A 16214-nucleotide genomic window follows, 5' to 3' on the forward strand; every position below is an offset into this window, starting at 1 on the left:
TGAAAGAAAATCATCCCATCAGTGAAGTAATGAAATACAAAAAACTGGTATAATCTTAAATACAAGATCAATGCCGGAGTGAGAAACGTGAGCAAAACGAGGATGGAAAAATTAAAAACGCTGAAAACGATTGCGGAAACCTTAAATCAAGGGCACGATATCAAAGCAACACTGGATGAGGTTTTAAAAGAGTTGCTGAGTCTGACAAACCTTCAATCCGGATGGATTTTTCTGATCGAAGAAGATGGGTCTTATACGTTAGCGGCCGACGCTTATCTGCCCCCGGCTTTAAGCCGCAAGGAAAAAGTGCTGATGTGCGAAGGGGAGTGTTACTGCCTGACGAAATTCAATAACGGAGGGCTTAGAAAGGCTGCAAATATCATGAACTGCAAACGCATCGAATCAGCAGAAAACCTGCATTGTTTTGACACAGAAGGGATTACGCATCATGCAACTGTGCCTTTAGAAGACGGGGACAGAAGATTCGGATTGTTAAATGTAGCGGCGGCCGGAAAAACCATGTTTGATGAGGAAGAGCTGCATTTACTCGAGTCTGTCGCCTTTCAGATCGGAACGGCAATCCAGCGTATGAGGCTTTCTGAATATCAACAAAAAAATGCTCTTTTAATGGAGCGTAACCGCCTCGCTCAGGAGCTTCACGATTCAGTCAATCAAATGCTGTTTTCCGTCAGTTTAACTGCCAAAGCTGCGAAGACACTAACAAAAGATGAAAATTTACAGCAGATGATTGATTTCATCCAAAACCTATCACAGGACGCGCTCGCAGAAATGAAAGCGTTAATTTGGCAGCTTCGCCCCGGAGGATTGGAAAAAGGGCTGGCTGAAGCCATTAAAAGCTATGGTGCGCTCATTGGATTGAAGATCATTTTTACACAAAAAGGATGTCCTGTTCTGACTGATGAGCAGGAGCATATGCTATGGCGTGTCGTACAGGAAGCTTTAAATAACTGCAAAAAGCATGCCGGAACGGATACGGCGTATGTTAGTCTGACTGCTTCTTTGTGCCATGCGGAGCTGGATATCATCGATCATGGGGCAGGATTTCGCTATGAAGCCCATGCCGATCTGCCTTCACTTGGCATCAAGGGTATGAAAGAACGAGCGGAAAAAGCCGGAGCTAAGTTTTGGATTGAGTCAGCGCTTGGAACTGGAACAAAGCTGTCCATCAGGCTTCCGCTAACAAGCCGAAAAGGAGGGGCGGTATGAAAATTGTCATTGCTGATGATCATCATGTTGTCAGAAAGGGTCTGCGTTTTTTCTTTGCCACCCAGGATGATATTGAAGTTGTCGGAGAAGCTGCAACTGGAATAGAAGCTCTCCGTGTCATCGAAGAGACAAAGCCGGATCTTGTGCTAATGGATCTGTCTATGCCCGAGATGGACGGCATTCAAGCCATTAAAAAAGCAATACAGCAATTTCCGGAGACGAATATCATTGTGCTGACGAGCTACTCTGATCAGGAGCACGTCATCCCCGCGCTTCAGGCAGGCGCGAAGGCGTATCAATTAAAGGATACGGAGCCCGAGGAATTGGTGAAAACACTAAGACAAGTGCATGCTGGCGAATACAAGCTTTCTACAGCTATTATGCCCCATGTGCTGACACATATGAAAAATCAGCACGACCCGGAAAAAGAAAAATACTATCAATTAACAAGAAGGGAAAAAGACGTTCTGACTGAAATAGCGAACGGGAAAAGCAATAAAGAAATCGCAGCAGCCTTGTTTATTTCAGAAAAAACAGTAAAAACCCATGTATCGAATCTTTTAGCAAAACTTGAAGTGGCCGATCGCACGCAAGCAGCGCTTTTCGCAGTGAAATATAACCTGAATGGAGAGATCTCAAAATGAACATGTTAGTCATAAATGGCACGCCAAGAAAACATGGCAGAACAAGAATTGCAGCATCCTATATTGCAGCTCTGTATCACACGGATTTGATTGATCTAAGCGAGTTTGTATTGCCGGTTTTTAACGGTGAAGCGGATCAATCTGAACTGTTGAAGGTACAGGAGCTTAAGCAACGCGTTACGAAAGCGGATGCGATTGTATTATTATCGCCTGAATATCACAGCGGCATGAGCGGTGCTTTAAAAAATGCCTTGGATTTTCTAAGCAGCGAACAATTCAAATATAAGCCCGTTGCATTATTGGCAGTAGCGGGAGGCGGAAAAGGCGGCATCAATGCGCTGAACAATATGAGAACTGTGATGCGGGGTGTCTACGCCAATGTCATCCCGAAGCAGCTGGTGCTTGATCCGGTGCATATTGATGTTGAAAATGCTACAGTGGCTGAAAACATTAAGGAAAGCATAAAAGAGCTTGTTGAAGAACTCAGCATGTTCGCAAAAGCAGGAAATCCCGGCGTCTAAACGCCGGGATTTGTTTATGTGAGAAGGGCTATTTGATCTTCATAAGTCAGCTCTGTGGCATGATCAATATATCGGAGAAGGGAATACAGCATCTTTTCTAAAACGGCGTAATCCTGTTCAAAATGATACGCATGCAGAAAGTGCTCAATTCGTTTTGATAACAAATCGTCCTCTGTACGCACCATTAAAATTAATAAATTATCCCATTGAGAACGATGGGTGTAATAAAGCGCTTTATCGTAATCGGCATAATCCATGAATCGCTTCTCCTTTCTTGGGTGAGAAGTTCATGATTAGTTTATGCCGCATCCTCTGTTATTGACGGGGCAAAACTTGGCGTCTGCGGCAGTAAAGGGGTAGCAATATGAGGGAGACATAAAATCAAAATGCCTGAATGAAGATATCGCTTTTGGTAAACCTATGAGGGAATATATTCTGGGTACAGGAGACTGAAAAAATGAAATCCCTGCCGTATACCATCGCGCTTCTTTTTTGCGGATTGATTATCGTGTCAATGGCTGCAAAAGGTCATTCAACGGACACAAACGAGTCCGTTCAAAAGTGGGAACAGCTTGCCTGGAGCAAAATTCAGGATGAATATAAGGGTGCTTCATTTTCTGATTATGCTTATATGGGGCGTACAGAGGTGAATGATCAGCAGACGAAAGATGTCTTTCGGGTGACAGTCAGACAAAAAGATGACACTTTTTCTGTTCGGGCCGAAGTCTATTTTCATCCGGTGACAAATCATATGATCAGCATCAACGTCTTTAGGCTCTAATAAAAAACTGTACAGCCGTTAAGGCCGCACAGTTTCTGTTTTTAGAAATATCGTTTTGCACCGAGATAGCGCTGTTTCCAGTAAGAGTTATTCATATTGGAAATGACAACTCCGGAATCGTTGGCATTTATGAATTCCCCGTTGCCTAGGTAAATTCCGACGTGGGAAGGGCCGGCTTTATATGTTGTAAAGAAAACGAAATCTCCGACAGCAGGCTGGCTAACTGATTTCATTGTGTTCCAATATCCCGCTGCCGTTAATCTAGATACGGATGTGACTTTGTTCAGTACATAGTAAATGAATCCGCTGCAGTCAAACCCGGACGGTGTCGTGCCTCCCCAGCGATACGGAACCCCAAGCTGCGCTTTAGCGGCCGAAATCATTGTGTTAATCTTCGCACTCGTTGAGCTGGTGGTGTTTGAAGAACCGGATGAAGACGATGATGAAGCTTTTCCGGAAATGACCAGCTTTTGGCCAACCTGCAAGACATCCGTTTTTAAATTGTTTTTCTCACGAATCTGCTGAGCTGTTACATTAAATTTTTGTGCAATCACCCATAAGGAATCACCGCTTTTCACCGTGTATGTAGTCGTCGTGCCGGAGCTTGCATTTGACGAAGAAGAAGACGACGATGAAGAGCCTGAAGATGCTTTACCTGTCAGCTTCAATACTTGTCCAACGTAAAGCACATCTGATTTCAGATTGTTGATATTTCGGATTTGCTGTACAGTCAGGTTATAGTTGTTTGCGATTTTCCAAAGTGAATCACCGCTTTTAACGGTATATTTAGTTGTTGCTGAAGTTTGGTTCGATTTGGATGAATTGTCTTTAGAAGACGTATCAGAGCCGCTTGATTTTGTTTTCAACACCTGATTCACGTAAATGGTGTCTGATTTTAAGTTGTTCAAGACCTTCAACTCAGCGATGGACATATTGACTTTGTTTGCAATTTTCCAAAGTGAATCTCCAAGCTGCACCTTATATGTTCCCGTAGAAGATGAAGAACTTGAACTCTTATTAGAACTGTTTTTTGAACTGGAGCTTGAACTCTTATTAGAGTTGCTTTTTTTACTGGAACTAGAGCTTGAAGAAACTGTACCGGACACCTTTAATTTCTGCCCAGCACGAATTAAATCGCTGCTTAGTCCGTTTAATTTTTTCAGTTCCTGCACGGTCATTTTAAACTCATTTGCGATCAGCCAAAGTGAATCTCCGCTTTTCACTGTGTAAACAGAACTTCCGCTCTTCTTGGTTGTTGAGCTCGAAGTAGATGAAGAAGTGCTGGATTTGCTGCCTGGAATAGTAAGCGTCTGGCCGATCGACAGAACAGTAGTCGAAAGATGATTGGCGGATGTGAGGGCCGCCACACTTGTGTTATAGGTTTGGGCCAGTTTCCATAAAGAATCTCCGCTTTTGACCTTAATCGTTGCTGCTTCAGCTGGTGTCACTACTAAAGTTGTGCCGACAATCGCAGATGCTGTCAGCCCTGCTGCTAATTTCTTTTTCATCTTAGCTCTCCTTTTTCCCCCAATGATTTTGCATTTGCTGTTTCTTTTTTATATCGGCACATTTGTCTCATCGTTTTGCCTTTTTATAAAATTAGCCATATTATCTTAACAATAAGGGGGGAAAAAGGGCATAAAAAAAAGAAGGAATCTTGATTCATTCCTTCATTTTTAAAAGCTTCATGATATCTTCTTTGTTTTTGACGAGGTCGCGCAGTGTGTATCTGTCTAAAACTGCGAGGTAGGCCAAAAGCGCTTCATTCAGCACATGTTTTAAGCCGCACACCGGGGAAATAACGCAGAGATTCTTGTTCGCATCAAAACATTCAACAATATTAAAATCGTCCTCCGTTTTTCTGACAACCTCACCGATGTTGATGTCTTCAGGGTCCATGCCTAATCGTATGCCGCCGCCCCGTCCGCGTATCGTTTCTACGTAGCCGAGCTGGCCGAGCCTGTATATGACTTTCATGAGATGATTTTTTGAAATAGAATACGTTTCGGCAATCTGTTTTATATTTGAAAGTTCTCCGGGACGCTCTGCAGCCAGAAAAATCAACACTCTTAATGAATAATCTGTATAATTGGTTAACTTCATAATAAGACCTCAGAATAAGACATTTTCTATATCTTATCATAATCGATTGAAAAATGAAAAAAAAGGAATTAAAAAACATGCACCCAGCTGGGTGCACGTTTTTTGCTTACATGTCATTCGGCGGATTTTGGTTTTTACGGTTTTTTTCGATTTCTGTGTTTTGCATTTTGCGTTCAAATGTAGACAGATAGCGTGATGCAAAATCCTTACCGCCAAGGCCGAAGGATAAACCGAAAGCGAGTGCGAAGCCGCTAAGTACGATGATGAACGCGGAATTGACGATTGTCGCAGCGACACCAAGCTGATCCAGGGCCATAAAGAAAGCAAGTGCGATAATCGTATATTTAGCAATAGGCGCTAAAGACTTGAATTCCTGGCCTTTTATCATGCTTGAGAGCACTTTTCTCACCAATTCTCCTGCGTAAAGGCCGAGTCCGAGAATGAATACTGCGACAAGGACATTCGGCAGATACGCGATGATGCCAGTGGCAATTTCTACGAGGAAGTGCAACCGAACAATTTGAAGCGCCTCAGCTGTAAAGAGCAGAATGACAATGATTTGCGCAATCATACCAACAACTTGAGACAAGGACAGCTTTGCAGGCGTTCCTGCTTCCATGCCCATTTTCCCTAAGACAGAATCAAAGCCTGCGCGATGGAGCAGTCCGGACACCATGGATTTCACCCATTTTCCTGCCCAGATACCCGCTAATACAAGCACGATGGCAATTATGATGTTCGGAAGCATGTTTAAAATCGTATTCAGCATAGAGACAGCTGGTTTTGAAATGCCGGCGACATCCAGCTGATCAAGCGCTGAAATGACCACCGGAATCATAATGAGCACATAAGCGATTGTTCCGATGACTGCTGAAAGGCTTGTGTCTTTTAAGTAAATTGATAAACCCATACGTGCCGCGAATCTTTCCGTGCCGATGCTTGCAAGGAAATTCGTAATGATATCACGGACAAGGCGGGCAACAAGCCAGCCGATTAATACGATAAGCGCCGCTGCAAATAATTTCGGCAGAAAAGCGAGCACGCTTTCCATCATATTTGTAAAAGGACCTGAAATGCCGCTGATTTTCAAAGAAGATAAGACCCCCGGCAGAAAAACAAGCAGCACGAGATAAAAGACAATTTGTGAAGCGGTATTGACAGCCTGGTGAATATCTTTTCCTTCAGACACCAAATTCCACTTGCGCAGTTTGTCACTCGTGTTCAGCTTCATCCCGATTTTTTTGACAAGGAAGCTTAAAACAGAGGCTGCAGCCCATCCTAACAGCAGAATGAGTCCGGCTTTCAGCACGCTTGGGATCGCAGCTGCAATCGCCGAAAGCATACTGACAAACGGCGATGCCACTGTTGTCAGGTGCAAAATGTTAAAGAATAAAATAAAGACGATGATCAGTGCGATAAAATAAACGACCTTGCTTATCACTTTTTCTGAGGAATAGCGTGAAGGCTTTTTCCCAGCAAAGAGCTTGTCGTCGATTTTTGTTTTGCTGAGTCCTTTGTATACCGCTTTTTCAATGATTTTAGCAATAGCCCAGCCGATTAATAAGACGAGTAAAGCAATGATTACGTTTGGCAGCTTACTGAGATAAGAAGAAAGCACGTCTGCTACATTCAATTGGTATCGCTCCTTTTTCGTAGTATGGTGTGTGTTTACCCACTGATCCAATAAGCAAACAGATGAATGTGCCGGGGGAATTTTTTCTTGCCCGAGTGAGACTATCATCTTTTGTATGGCGGGCTCATACATTATAGATAAGTCCAAGTAGGGGGGATTCGGTTGAACGCGGAGGAGAAGAAGGGATTACAGCGGGCAATTGAGGAAATTACCGAAATTGCAAAAGGATTCGGCCTTGATTTCTACCCGATGAGATATGAAATCTGCCCGGCTGAAATTATTTATACATTTGGCGCGTACGGGATGCCGACAAGATTCAGCCACTGGAGCTTCGGCAAGCAGTTTCATAAGATGAAGCTGCACTATGATCTAGGGTTAAGTAAGATCTATGAGCTGGTCATTAACTCAGATCCATGCTACGCTTTTTTGCTGGACAGCAACTCACTGATCCAAAATAAATTGATTGTCGCACACGTTCTTGCCCATTGCGATTTCTTCAAAAACAACTGCCGTTTCCAAAACACGAAGCGCGATATGGTGGAAAGCATGGCGGCAACAGCTGAACGGATAAAACACTATGAACAGGTTCACGGGATAAAAGAAGTGGAATCTTTTTTAGATGCGATCCTTTCGATTCAGGAGCATATCGATCCGTCGTTGGTCCGACCAAAGCTTCAATGGAGTGTGGATGATGAGGAAGAGGAGATTGAAGAGGCAGCCACGCCTTACGATGATCTATGGTCTTTGGATGAAAAGAAACCGAAAAAACAAGTGAAAAAATCGAAAAAACCGTTCCCGCCGCGGCCTGAAAAAGATATCCTGCTTTTTATCGAGGAGCATTCCCGGGAGCTGGAGCCATGGCAGCGTGATATATTAACGATGATGAGAGAGGAAATGCTTTATTTCTGGCCTCAGCTGGAAACCAAGATTATGAATGAGGGCTGGGCTTCCTATTGGCACCAGCGAATTATACGTGAGCTTGATTTAACCTCTGATGAAGCGATCGAGTTCGCCAAGCTGAATGCAGGTGTCGTTCAGCCGTCCAAAACAGGCATTAATCCTTATTATTTAGGGCTGAAAATATTTGAAGACATTGAGGAGAGGTACAACAACCCGACGGAGGAAATGAAGAAAATGGGCGTGCAGCCTGACTCCGGCCGGGAGAAAATGTTTGAGGTCAGGGAGATTGAATCCGATATCTCTTTCATCCGCAATTATTTAACCAAAGAATTAGTCATGCGCGAGGATCTTTATTTATTTCAAAAACAGGGCCGAGATTATAAAATCATCGATAAACAGTGGAAGTCGGTGCGCGACCAGCTCGTAAGCATGCGGGTAAATGGCGGTTTTCCATATTTGACAGTAAACGACGGCGATTATATGAAAAATAACGAGCTCTATATTAAGCATTGGTATGAAGGAATAGAGTTAGATTTGAAATATTTGGAGAAGGTGCTTCCTTATTTATTCCAGCTTTGGGGAAGAAGCGTGCACATTGAGTCTGTGCTTGAGGATAAGGAAGTCATGTTTTCGTACGACGGAAAAGGTGTTCACCGCAGATATTTATAAAAAAGAGGATGCAGCGTTCTGCATCCTTTTTATTTTCCAGTTTTTAAAATCTTAAATATGATGTTTGCCTGGTCCGTATTGTTAATCAATCCGCGGAATTTTTCTTTTCCGGGGCCGTACGCGTATACCGGTACTTCTTCGCCGGTATGATCGGTACTCGTCCATCCGCTGTTGGAGCGAGTATTATAAATCTTGATGATGGCTTTGTAGGCCCCTTTGCTTTTGTCAGCCTGTGCAGCTGCTTCAACGCTTTTGATTTCTTCAGATGTGACTTTCAGATTGCCATAGCGGGCGAGCACATCTTTAACCGGCTTGCCTTCACTGATTTTTTTGGCCATGAATTCAGGTGTTTTCTTAGCGGAGAGAATCGGTTCTGCGTGCCAATTCTTTTCCCCGTTTGCGCCAATGGTAAAGCCGCCGGTTGTATGGTCAGCAGTTGCAATCACAAGTGTATGTTTGTCTTTTTTCGCAAATTCAATCGCGGCTTTATAGGCCTGTTCAAAATCTTTAACCTCGCTCATGGCTCCTACTGTATCATTGTCATGGGCCGCCCAGTCAATCTGGCTCCCTTCGACCATCAAGAAAAATCCTTTTTTATTTTGGTTCAGGCGATCAATTGCTGAAACCGTCATGTCTTTGAGAGACGGTGTTTTACTGTCACGGTCGAGCGCTTTAGCAAGCCCTCCATCTGCGAAAAGCCCGAGCACCTGCTGATCTTTATTTTTTTTCAATGCTTGTTTAGTTGTCACATAGCTGTAGCCGGCTTGTTTGAATTCCTTTGTCAAGTTTCTGTCCTTGCGGTTAAAATAAGATTTTCCGCCGCCGAGCAGCACGTCTATTTTATGTTTGCCTTTTATCTTGTCATCCATATAGCTGTTGGCGATTTGGTCCATGTTTTTCCGTAATTCATTGTGGGCGCCATATGCGGCTGGAGTGGCGTGGTTAATTTCAGACGTGGCGACAAGCCCTGTTGACTTGCCTTGCTGTTTGGCCTCTTCAAGTACAGATTTCACTTTTTTTCCGTTTTTATCGACGCCAATTGCATTGTTATATGTCTTAACGCCTGTCGCTAATGCTGTTCCGGCTGCTGCTGAATCTGTAATATTATAGTCAGGGTCATCCGGATGCGTCATCATCATGCCTGTCAGGTTCCGGTCAAATTCTGTTAACTTCGGGTTATTCGGTGTGTCACCGTTATTTTTCATGGAACGGTAGGCTCTTATGTAAGGCGTCCCCATGCCGTCGCCTATCATCACAATGACATTTCTGATCTCAGCTTTGTCTTGTTTTTTGGCGCTGGCCTTTTCTGTTTGCTGAAGCTCAGCTCCGGCAAAGATTCCAGCTGTAAGGACAGAAACAGCGGCGATTGGCAGAAGTTTTGATTTCATATTTTGAAACAAACTCATTATTTTCATGCCTCCTTTAATGTATTCCGTTTATCATGTTAGGGAAATTTTGTTAAATGCGGCTGTTGATCATGTAAACAATAAGTAAAGCCTTGTAAGGAAATGAAAAAACGCTTTTCGTTATCTTGCCTTATTTGATGTAAAGCATTCATTTTTCAGAAAAATCTTTACCTCTCTGTCTTTGCATGATATGTTTGTTTAAATAAAAAAACTGCGGATAACCACAGCTCTCCTCGAATATTCTTTATCACTCATTTTTCCGATATGTGAGCCGACCCCGAAAGTTTTTCATTTATTTCCTTTATGTTGAAAAACATCCCATAAAACATGACAAAAGCACTCGTTTTTTGTCACCTTTGCAACGAAAATGAAATATTTAATACCCTTAAAAACTTTTTTTTAGAACGAATAATTAAGAAATTTGTCACATGAAGTCAAGACTATTTCTGATGGGAATCTATCCTTATAATAGAAATCAATAAGATTAATTAAAAAAAAGAGATACATATATATATAGAGTTAACATTTGGGGAGGAAAATATGAAAAAGCAAATCATTACAGCTACGACAGCAGTCGTTTTAGGATCGACGTTATTTGCAGGAGCGGCATCTGCACAAAGCATTAAGGTGAAAAAAGGCGACACGTTATGGGATCTTTCAAGAAAATACGACACAACGATCAGTAAAATTAAATCAGAGAACCACCTTCGTTCAGACATTATTTATGTGGGACAAACTTTATCGATTAACGGCAAATCTACAAGTTCAAAAAGCAGCAGTTCTTCTACCTCTTCTTCTACATACAAAGTAAAGAGCGGGGACAGCCTTTGGAAAATTTCAAAAAAATACGGCATGACAATCAATGAACTGAAGAAGCTGAATGGCTTAAAATCAGATTTGCTTCGTGTTGGACAAGTCCTGAAACTGAAAGGTTCAACTAGTTCAAGCAGCTCCAGCTCATCAAAAGTGTCATCGTCTTCAACTTCTACTTATAAAGTGAAGAGCGGAGACAGCCTTTCTAAAATTGCGAGCAAATACGGCACTACGGTTAGCAAATTAAAAAGCTTAAACGGCTTAAAATCAGATGTAATCTATGTCAACCAAGTATTGAAGGTGAAAGGAACAAGCACAAGCAGCTCAAAACCTGCTTCATCTTCATCATCTTCAAGCAGCAAAACGTCATCTACATCACTTAATGTGAGCAAGCTGGTTTCTGATGCAAAAGCGTTAGTCGGAACGCCATATAAATGGGGCGGAACGACAACTTCAGGCTTTGACTGCAGCGGATTCATTTGGTACGTACTGAATAAACAAACAAGTGTGGGCAGAACAAGCACTGCAGGATACTGGAGTTCTATGAAGAGCATTGCCAGCCCGTCTGTTGGTGATTTCGTCTTCTTCACAACATATAAATCCGGCCCTTCTCACATGGGGATTTACATTGGAAACAACAGTTTCATTCATGCAGGATCTGACGGCGTACAAATCAGCAGCCTGAACAACAGCTACTGGAAGCCTCGTTACCTCGGTGCGAAAAGATTCTAATTTTTAGAGAAAACCCGTTCATTGGAACGGGTTTTTTTCATTAGACGGAGCACAGGCGTTTTGGTTGCTCCTAAAAATGAAAATGTGATAAAAAATCCAAGAATTTTTTTTCTTTCTTATTTTCATAAAGGGCAATCGCGTAAGCGCCGGCATAGGGCAGCTGTACAGACTGATAAGGAATTCTGATCATCTGTTTCTCTGCTAACTCACGCTTTACTGTAGATAAAGGCAGAAATGAAACTCCGAGTCCTTCCTTGATAAACCGTTTCGTTATATGTGTTTGAGTGACCTTCATTGTTCTCACAAATGGAAAAGTCATTCTGACTTGACGGAGCAAGTCGTCCCAGTAATCAGGGTGATTGTGGGTCAAAAGCAGGTATTGTTCGAGCACCTCTTTGGCATCAATTTCGTTGTCTTCTATGAAACGCTTATCGGGCGGGGCAACAAGGACGACAGGGTCTTTGTATAGGCAGTGGCAGCTTAAAGATGAAGACTGTACCTTTAAACAGCTTAGTCCGATATCTGCTTCCCCGGCTTTAATCAGTGACGCGATTTCCGCTGATTCGAAAATTGTAACCGCCATTTCTGTTTCCGTATTCATTGCTGTGTACCGTTTCATGACAGAAGGAAGCACAGTATCTGCAATAAGCGGAGAAACCGCGAGCTGTAAGGTTTGAGAGTAGCCTTGTCTCACTCTGTGAAGCTCTGCCATGCTGTTTTCATAATCATCAAGAAGCCTGAGCGCATACGGCAAATACGCCCTGCCTTCATCAGTCAGCTGGATTTGCCTGCCTTTACGCTCGAACAGCTTGCAGCTGATTTCTTTTTCTAATTGCTTGATATGTACGGTCACAGTAGGCTGAGATAAGAAAAGCGTTTCCGCCGTTTTTCGGAAGTTCTCATATTTTGCAGCGGTCACAAAGGTGTGAAGCCATTTGAAATCCATTTCTATTCTCCCTCTGATTAATATTTTTAATTAATTCCCTTTAAAATATTCATTATTTTTTAAATATTATATTTACTATAATAACAGAAAAGGATAGGGGGAATACAAATGGTACATTACGGATTAAAGGGAATTACATGTGTAGAAACATCCATCAGCCATATTGATGGTGAAAAAGGGCTTCTGATTTACAGAGGACATCATGCAAAAGACATCGCACTGAATCATAGCTTTGAAGAAGCGGCTTATTTGATTTTATTTGGAAAACTGCCTTCAACTGAAGAATTGCAGGTATTTAAAGATAAGCTGGCTGCGGAACGGAATCTTCCGGAACACATTGAGCGCTTGATTCAATCACTGCCAAACAACATGGACGATATGTCGGTGCTGAGAACGGTTGTTTCAGCATTGGGGGTAAATACGTACATATTCCATCCGAAAACAGAGGAAGCAATCCGGCTGATTGCAATCACGCCTTCCATCATCGCATACAGAAAAAGATGGACGCGCGGTGAACAAGCAATTGCACCTTCTTCCCAGTACGGACATGTCGAAAACTACTATTATATGCTCACAGGTGAACAACCTTCAGAGGCAAAAAAGAAAGCGCTTGAAACCTATATGATTCTGGCCATGGAACACGGCATGAACGCATCCACTTTTTCGGCACGAGTCACGTTATCAACAGAGAGTGATTTAGTGTCAGCCGTCACGTCTGCTCTCGGCACGATGAAAGGTCCGCTGCACGGAGGCGCTCCTTCTGCGGTGACAAAAATGCTTGAAGACATTGGAGAAAAAGAACATGCTGAAGCATATCTGAAAGAAAAACTCGAAAAAGGAGAGCGCTTGATGGGATTCGGCCACAGGGTGTACAAAACAAAAGACCCGCGGGCAGAAGCTTTAAGACAGAAAGCAGAAGAGGTGGCCGGCAATGACCGTGATCTTGATCTTGCGCTGCATGTAGAAGCAGAAGCGATTCGTTTGCTTGAAATCTACAAACCGGGACGAAAGCTGTACACAAATGTTGAATTTTACGCAGCTGCAGTGATGAAGGCCATCGATTTTGACGATGAATTGTTTACTCCGACCTTTTCAGCAAGCCGAATGGTAGGGTGGTGCGCCCATGTGCTGGAACAGGCAGAAAACAACATGATTTTCCGCCCGTCAGCGAAATATACTGGTGCCATTCCCGAGGAAGTTCTTTCATAACATATTTTGGCGTTTATTCATTTCTGTCGTGTGGTAACGTTCAGTATCAACCACATGTCTAGGAGTGATGAATGTGAACCCAATGGACAGACAAACAGAAGGACAAGAACCGCAGCATCAGGACAGACAGCCGGGCATTGAATCAAAAATGAACCCGCTGCCGCTGTCAGAGGACGAGGATTATCGAGGAAGCGGAAAACTGAAAGGAAAAGTCGCGATCATTACTGGAGGCGACAGCGGAATAGGGAGAGCAGCAGCTATTGCCTTTGCTAAAGAGGGGGCTGATATCTCCATTCTATACTTAGACGAGCATTCGGACGCAGAGGAAACACGTAAACGGATCGAAAAGGAGAATGTCCGCTGCCTGCTTATCCCGGGAGATGTCGGGGACGAGAACCATTGTGAACAAGCTGTGCAGCAAACAGTGGACCATTTTGGTAAACTTGATATCTTAGTGAATAACGCCGCTGAACAGCATCCGCAGGACAGCATTCTCAAAATTTCAACAGAACAGCTGGAAAAAACCTTTCGCACAAATATTTTTTCCATGTTTCATATGACGAAGAAAGCTTTGCCTCACCTGGAAGAGGGGAGTGCCATTATTAATACGACATCGATTACCGCTTATGAAGGGGATACGGCGTTAATTGATTATTCCAGCACAAAGGGTGCGATTGTCTCCTTTACGCGTTCCATGGCGAAGTCGCTTGCAGATAAAGGCATCAGAGTGAATGCGGTGGCGCCCGGTCCGATTTGGACACCGCTTATTCCGGCGACATTCCCTGAGGAAAAAGTGAAACAGCACGGCTTGGATACCCCAATGGGAAGACCGGGACAGCCGGTTGAGCATGCAGGCGCCTATGTTCTGCTGGCGTCTGACGAATCTTCCTATATGACAGGGCAGACCATTCATGTGAATGGCGGCCGTTTTATTTCAACGTAATCAACGAAAAACCAGCTCTAGAGCTGGTTTTTTTGTGCGGTAAAAAATTAAAAATAAAAAATTTGTCGATTTTTCTAACAATTTTGTTTTCATTTTTGCAATTTTATATATAATATTGAGTAGGAGAAAGGAATGATTCGCGACCAGTACAAATATAGTAGAAAAAAAGAAAAATGACCATTGTTGCTCATGAATTCAGAAAATTCAAATAAAATATATAAAAATAGATGATCGGGAGTTGAAGGGGAATGAAAGGGAGCGTTTTTAGGAAGAAAAGCATTCAGGATTTAATCGCTGCGACGAGCGGTGAAAAGTCTTTAAAAAGAGAATTAGGGGCATTTGATTTAACGTTGCTTGGAATCGGCGCCATTATTGGCACAGGGATTTTTGTTCTGACGGGAACAGGTGCAGTCACGGCCGGTCCCGGGCTGACGATTTCATTTGTTGTGGCGGCGCTGGCTTGTTTATTCGCCGCCCTGTCTTACGCGGAATTTGCGTCAAGTGTGCCTGTTTCAGGTTCGGTGTATACATTCACTTATGCGACATTGGGAGAGCTTATGGCCTTTATTATCGGGTGGGATTTAATTTTAGAATACATGCTGGCGGTAAGTGCAGTGTCGGTCGGCTGGTCTGGTTATTTCCAATCGTTTTTATCAGGGCTCGGCATTCATATTCCGGTTGCTTTAACAGCGGCACCGGGCGCAGTGAAAGGCACCTTTACCCTGTTTAATCTTCCTGCATTCGTCATTGTAATGGCGATAACATATTTGCTTTATTTAGGCATCAAAGAATCAAAAAGAGTCAACAATATCATGGTTATCTTGAAGATACTGGTTGTTCTGCTGTTTATCGCGGTGGCAGCCGTTTACGTGAAGCCGCACAACTGGCAGCCGTTTATGCCAATGGGCTTTGGCGGCGTGTTCAGTGCAGCGGCGCTCGTATTCTTTGCTTTTATCGGATTTGACGCTGTATCCTCTGCTGCGGAAGAAACGAAAAATCCCGCGAAGGATCTGCCTAAAGGCATTATTTTCTCTTTATTGGTTTGCACGATTTTATATGTCACCGTATCAGCGATCATGACTGGGGTTATCCCGTTTGCTCAATTTGCGGGTGTAGATCATCCGGTTTCTCTAGTTCTTCAAAGCGCAGGGCAAAATTGGGTGGCAGGCATCATTGATATTGGCGCCGTGCTGGGAATGACAACAGTTATGCTCGTCATGCTTTACGGGCAGACACGCGTCATGTTTGCCATGTCGCGTGACGGGCTTGTGCCGGGCTCACTTTCTAAAGTGCATCCAAAGCACAAAACACCTTATGTAGCCACTTGGTTTTTCGGAACGATGTCGGCGCTTCTCGGCTCACTTGTTCCGCTGGATGAACTTGCAAAGCTGGTGAACATCGGGACGCTGTCGGCATTTGTACTGATTTCTGTGGCAGTTATCGTTTTGAGAAAGAAGCAACCGGATCTTCCGAGAGCCTTTAAATGCCCGGGAGTTCCGTTTATCCCAGGCCTGGCGATTCTGTTCTGCCTGTTCTTGATTTTAAATCTGGGGTGGGTGACGATTGTTCGCTTCCTAGTGTGGCTGTTAATCGGCTTGGTAATCTATTTCCTGTATTCAAGAAAGCATTCAAAATTAAATCAATAACCTTTTGATAAAGAGAGCGGCCATACAGGCCGCTCTCTTTT

At 43.3% G+C, this 16214-nt stretch carries 15 protein-coding genes; 9 read left to right on the forward strand and 6 right to left on the reverse strand.

From position 1 onward, the window contains the following. Nucleotides 1-87: 87 nt before the first annotated feature. Genes yhcY through yhdA form a run of 3 tightly spaced genes read left to right on the forward strand, consistent with a single transcriptional unit; the run spans nucleotide 88 to nucleotide 2392 of the window. On the forward strand, nucleotides 88-1227 hold the full coding sequence (gene yhcY / locus FB592_RS05815) for a two-component system sensor histidine kinase YhcY (protein ID WP_032721229.1): 1140 nt from the start codon (nucleotides 88-90) through the stop codon (nucleotides 1225-1227). Further along, nucleotides 1224-1871 (forward strand): two-component system response regulator YhcZ, encoded by a 648-nt coding sequence (gene yhcZ / locus FB592_RS05820; protein ID WP_021479675.1) that lies wholly within the window; start codon nucleotides 1224-1226, stop codon nucleotides 1869-1871. Before yhcY ends, yhcZ begins: the two co-directional genes overlap by 4 nt. Continuing rightward, nucleotides 1868-2392 (forward strand): FMN-dependent NADPH-azoreductase, encoded by a 525-nt coding sequence (gene yhdA, locus FB592_RS05825; RefSeq protein ID WP_032677419.1) that lies wholly within the window; start codon nucleotides 1868-1870, stop codon nucleotides 2390-2392. The genes yhcZ and yhdA overlap by 4 nt, the downstream gene beginning before the upstream one ends. Nucleotides 2393-2406: 14 nt before the next feature. Here the strand turns inward: yhdA and FB592_RS05830 are convergent, their stop codons facing one another. After that, on the reverse strand, nucleotides 2407-2649 hold the full coding sequence (locus FB592_RS05830) for a YhdB family protein (RefSeq protein ID WP_003233373.1): 243 nt from the start codon (nucleotides 2647-2649) through the stop codon (nucleotides 2407-2409). Between the two features lie 200 nt (nucleotides 2650-2849). Between FB592_RS05830 and FB592_RS05835 the strand changes: the two genes are divergently transcribed. Next, nucleotides 2850-3173, forward strand: coding sequence for a YqzG/YhdC family protein (locus FB592_RS05835; protein ID WP_014476269.1), 324 nt, complete (start codon nucleotides 2850-2852; stop codon nucleotides 3171-3173). A 41-nt stretch (nucleotides 3174-3214) separates the two neighbouring features. Here FB592_RS05835 and lytF read toward each other — a convergent pair whose 3' ends face one another. The 3 genes from lytF to FB592_RS05850 all read right to left on the reverse strand — a co-directional run bounded on the left by lytF (nucleotide 3215) and on the right by FB592_RS05850 (nucleotide 6909). Then, nucleotides 3215-4681: a peptidoglycan endopeptidase LytF gene (gene lytF, locus FB592_RS05840; RefSeq protein ID WP_041851034.1), complete on the reverse strand. Its 1467-nt coding sequence runs from the start codon at nucleotides 4679-4681 to the stop codon at nucleotides 3215-3217. A 154-nt stretch (nucleotides 4682-4835) separates the two neighbouring features. Continuing rightward, nucleotides 4836-5276: a nitric oxide-sensing transcriptional repressor NsrR gene (gene nsrR / locus FB592_RS05845; RefSeq protein WP_014476271.1), complete on the reverse strand. Its 441-nt coding sequence runs from the start codon at nucleotides 5274-5276 to the stop codon at nucleotides 4836-4838. A 106-nt stretch (nucleotides 5277-5382) separates the two neighbouring features. Further along, entirely contained in the window at nucleotides 5383-6909 is a 1527-nt protein-coding gene (locus tag FB592_RS05850) for a mechanosensitive ion channel (protein WP_041851033.1), read from the reverse strand. Between the two features lie 162 nt (nucleotides 6910-7071). On the opposite strand from FB592_RS05850, the gene spoVR reads away from it, so the two are divergent. Continuing rightward, on the forward strand, nucleotides 7072-8478 hold the full coding sequence (gene spoVR / locus FB592_RS05855) for a stage V sporulation protein SpoVR (RefSeq protein WP_014479295.1): 1407 nt from the start codon (nucleotides 7072-7074) through the stop codon (nucleotides 8476-8478). A gap of 29 nt (nucleotides 8479-8507) precedes the next feature. On the opposite strand, the gene phoA is transcribed toward spoVR, so the two are convergent. Continuing rightward, a complete protein-coding gene (phoA, locus tag FB592_RS05860; RefSeq protein WP_141949376.1) occupies nucleotides 8508-9893 on the reverse strand; it encodes an alkaline phosphatase PhoA in 1386 nt (461 codons plus the stop codon). Nucleotides 9894-10424: 531 nt separating this feature from the next. Between phoA and lytE the strand changes: the two genes are divergently transcribed. Continuing rightward, the gene (gene lytE / locus FB592_RS05865) at nucleotides 10425-11429 is read left to right on the forward strand and encodes a peptidoglycan endopeptidase LytE (protein WP_021479670.1); all 1005 of its coding nucleotides are present in this window, start codon (nucleotides 10425-10427) and stop codon (nucleotides 11427-11429) included. Between the two features lie 70 nt (nucleotides 11430-11499). On the opposite strand, the gene citR is transcribed toward lytE, so the two are convergent. After that, the gene (gene citR / locus FB592_RS05870) at nucleotides 11500-12375 is read right to left on the reverse strand and encodes a transcriptional regulator CitR (RefSeq protein ID WP_003233357.1); all 876 of its coding nucleotides are present in this window, start codon (nucleotides 12373-12375) and stop codon (nucleotides 11500-11502) included. A 108-nt stretch (nucleotides 12376-12483) separates the two neighbouring features. Here citR and citA point away from each other — a divergent pair, with 108 nt between their 5' ends. The 3 genes from citA to bcaP all read left to right on the forward strand — a co-directional run bounded on the left by citA (nucleotide 12484) and on the right by bcaP (nucleotide 16173). Continuing rightward, complete coding sequence (gene citA, locus FB592_RS05875) at nucleotides 12484-13584, forward strand: citrate synthase CitA (RefSeq protein WP_141949377.1); 1101 nt, start codon at nucleotides 12484-12486, stop codon at nucleotides 13582-13584. A gap of 73 nt (nucleotides 13585-13657) precedes the next feature. Beyond that, nucleotides 13658-14527 carry an SDR family oxidoreductase gene (locus tag FB592_RS05880; protein WP_032721235.1) on the forward strand — a complete coding sequence of 290 codons (870 nt, stop codon included), beginning with the start codon at nucleotides 13658-13660 and terminating at the stop codon, nucleotides 14525-14527. 248 nt (nucleotides 14528-14775) lie between these two features. Continuing rightward, complete coding sequence (gene bcaP / locus FB592_RS05885) at nucleotides 14776-16173, forward strand: branched-chain amino acid transporter BcaP (RefSeq protein WP_041851031.1); 1398 nt, start codon at nucleotides 14776-14778, stop codon at nucleotides 16171-16173. Nucleotides 16174-16214: the final 41 nt, after the last annotated feature.

The sequence above is a fragment of the Bacillus sp. SJZ110 genome, from assembly GCF_006715455.1.
Taxonomy (GTDB): Bacteria; Bacillota; Bacilli; order Bacillales; family Bacillaceae; genus Bacillus; species Bacillus subtilis.

What these genes read in the sequence shown, in the direction of transcription:
- nsrR (WP_014476271.1), bottom strand. Translation starts at nt 5,276, where the DNA reads ATGAAGTTAACCAATTATACAGATTATTCATTAAGAGTGTTGATTTTT.
- yhcZ (WP_021479675.1), top strand. Translation starts at nt 1,224, where the DNA reads ATGAAAATTGTCATTGCTGATGATCATCATGTTGTCAGAAAGGGTCTG.
- bcaP (WP_041851031.1), top strand. Translation starts at nt 14,776, where the DNA reads ATGAAAGGGAGCGTTTTTAGGAAGAAAAGCATTCAGGATTTAATCGCT.
- phoA (WP_141949376.1), bottom strand. Translation starts at nt 9,893, where the DNA reads ATGAAAATAATGAGTTTGTTTCAAAATATGAAATCAAAACTTCTGCCA.
- FB592_RS05835 (WP_014476269.1), top strand. Translation starts at nt 2,850, where the DNA reads ATGAAATCCCTGCCGTATACCATCGCGCTTCTTTTTTGCGGATTGATT.
- citR (WP_003233357.1), bottom strand. Translation starts at nt 12,375, where the DNA reads ATGGATTTCAAATGGCTTCACACCTTTGTGACCGCTGCAAAATATGAG.
- FB592_RS05830 (WP_003233373.1), bottom strand. Translation starts at nt 2,649, where the DNA reads ATGGATTATGCCGATTACGATAAAGCGCTTTATTACACCCATCGTTCT.
- yhdA (WP_032677419.1), top strand. Translation starts at nt 1,868, where the DNA reads ATGAACATGTTAGTCATAAATGGCACGCCAAGAAAACATGGCAGAACA.
- lytE (WP_021479670.1), top strand. Translation starts at nt 10,425, where the DNA reads ATGAAAAAGCAAATCATTACAGCTACGACAGCAGTCGTTTTAGGATCG.
- citA (WP_141949377.1), top strand. Translation starts at nt 12,484, where the DNA reads ATGGTACATTACGGATTAAAGGGAATTACATGTGTAGAAACATCCATC.
- lytF (WP_041851034.1), bottom strand. Translation starts at nt 4,681, where the DNA reads ATGAAAAAGAAATTAGCAGCAGGGCTGACAGCATCTGCGATTGTCGGC.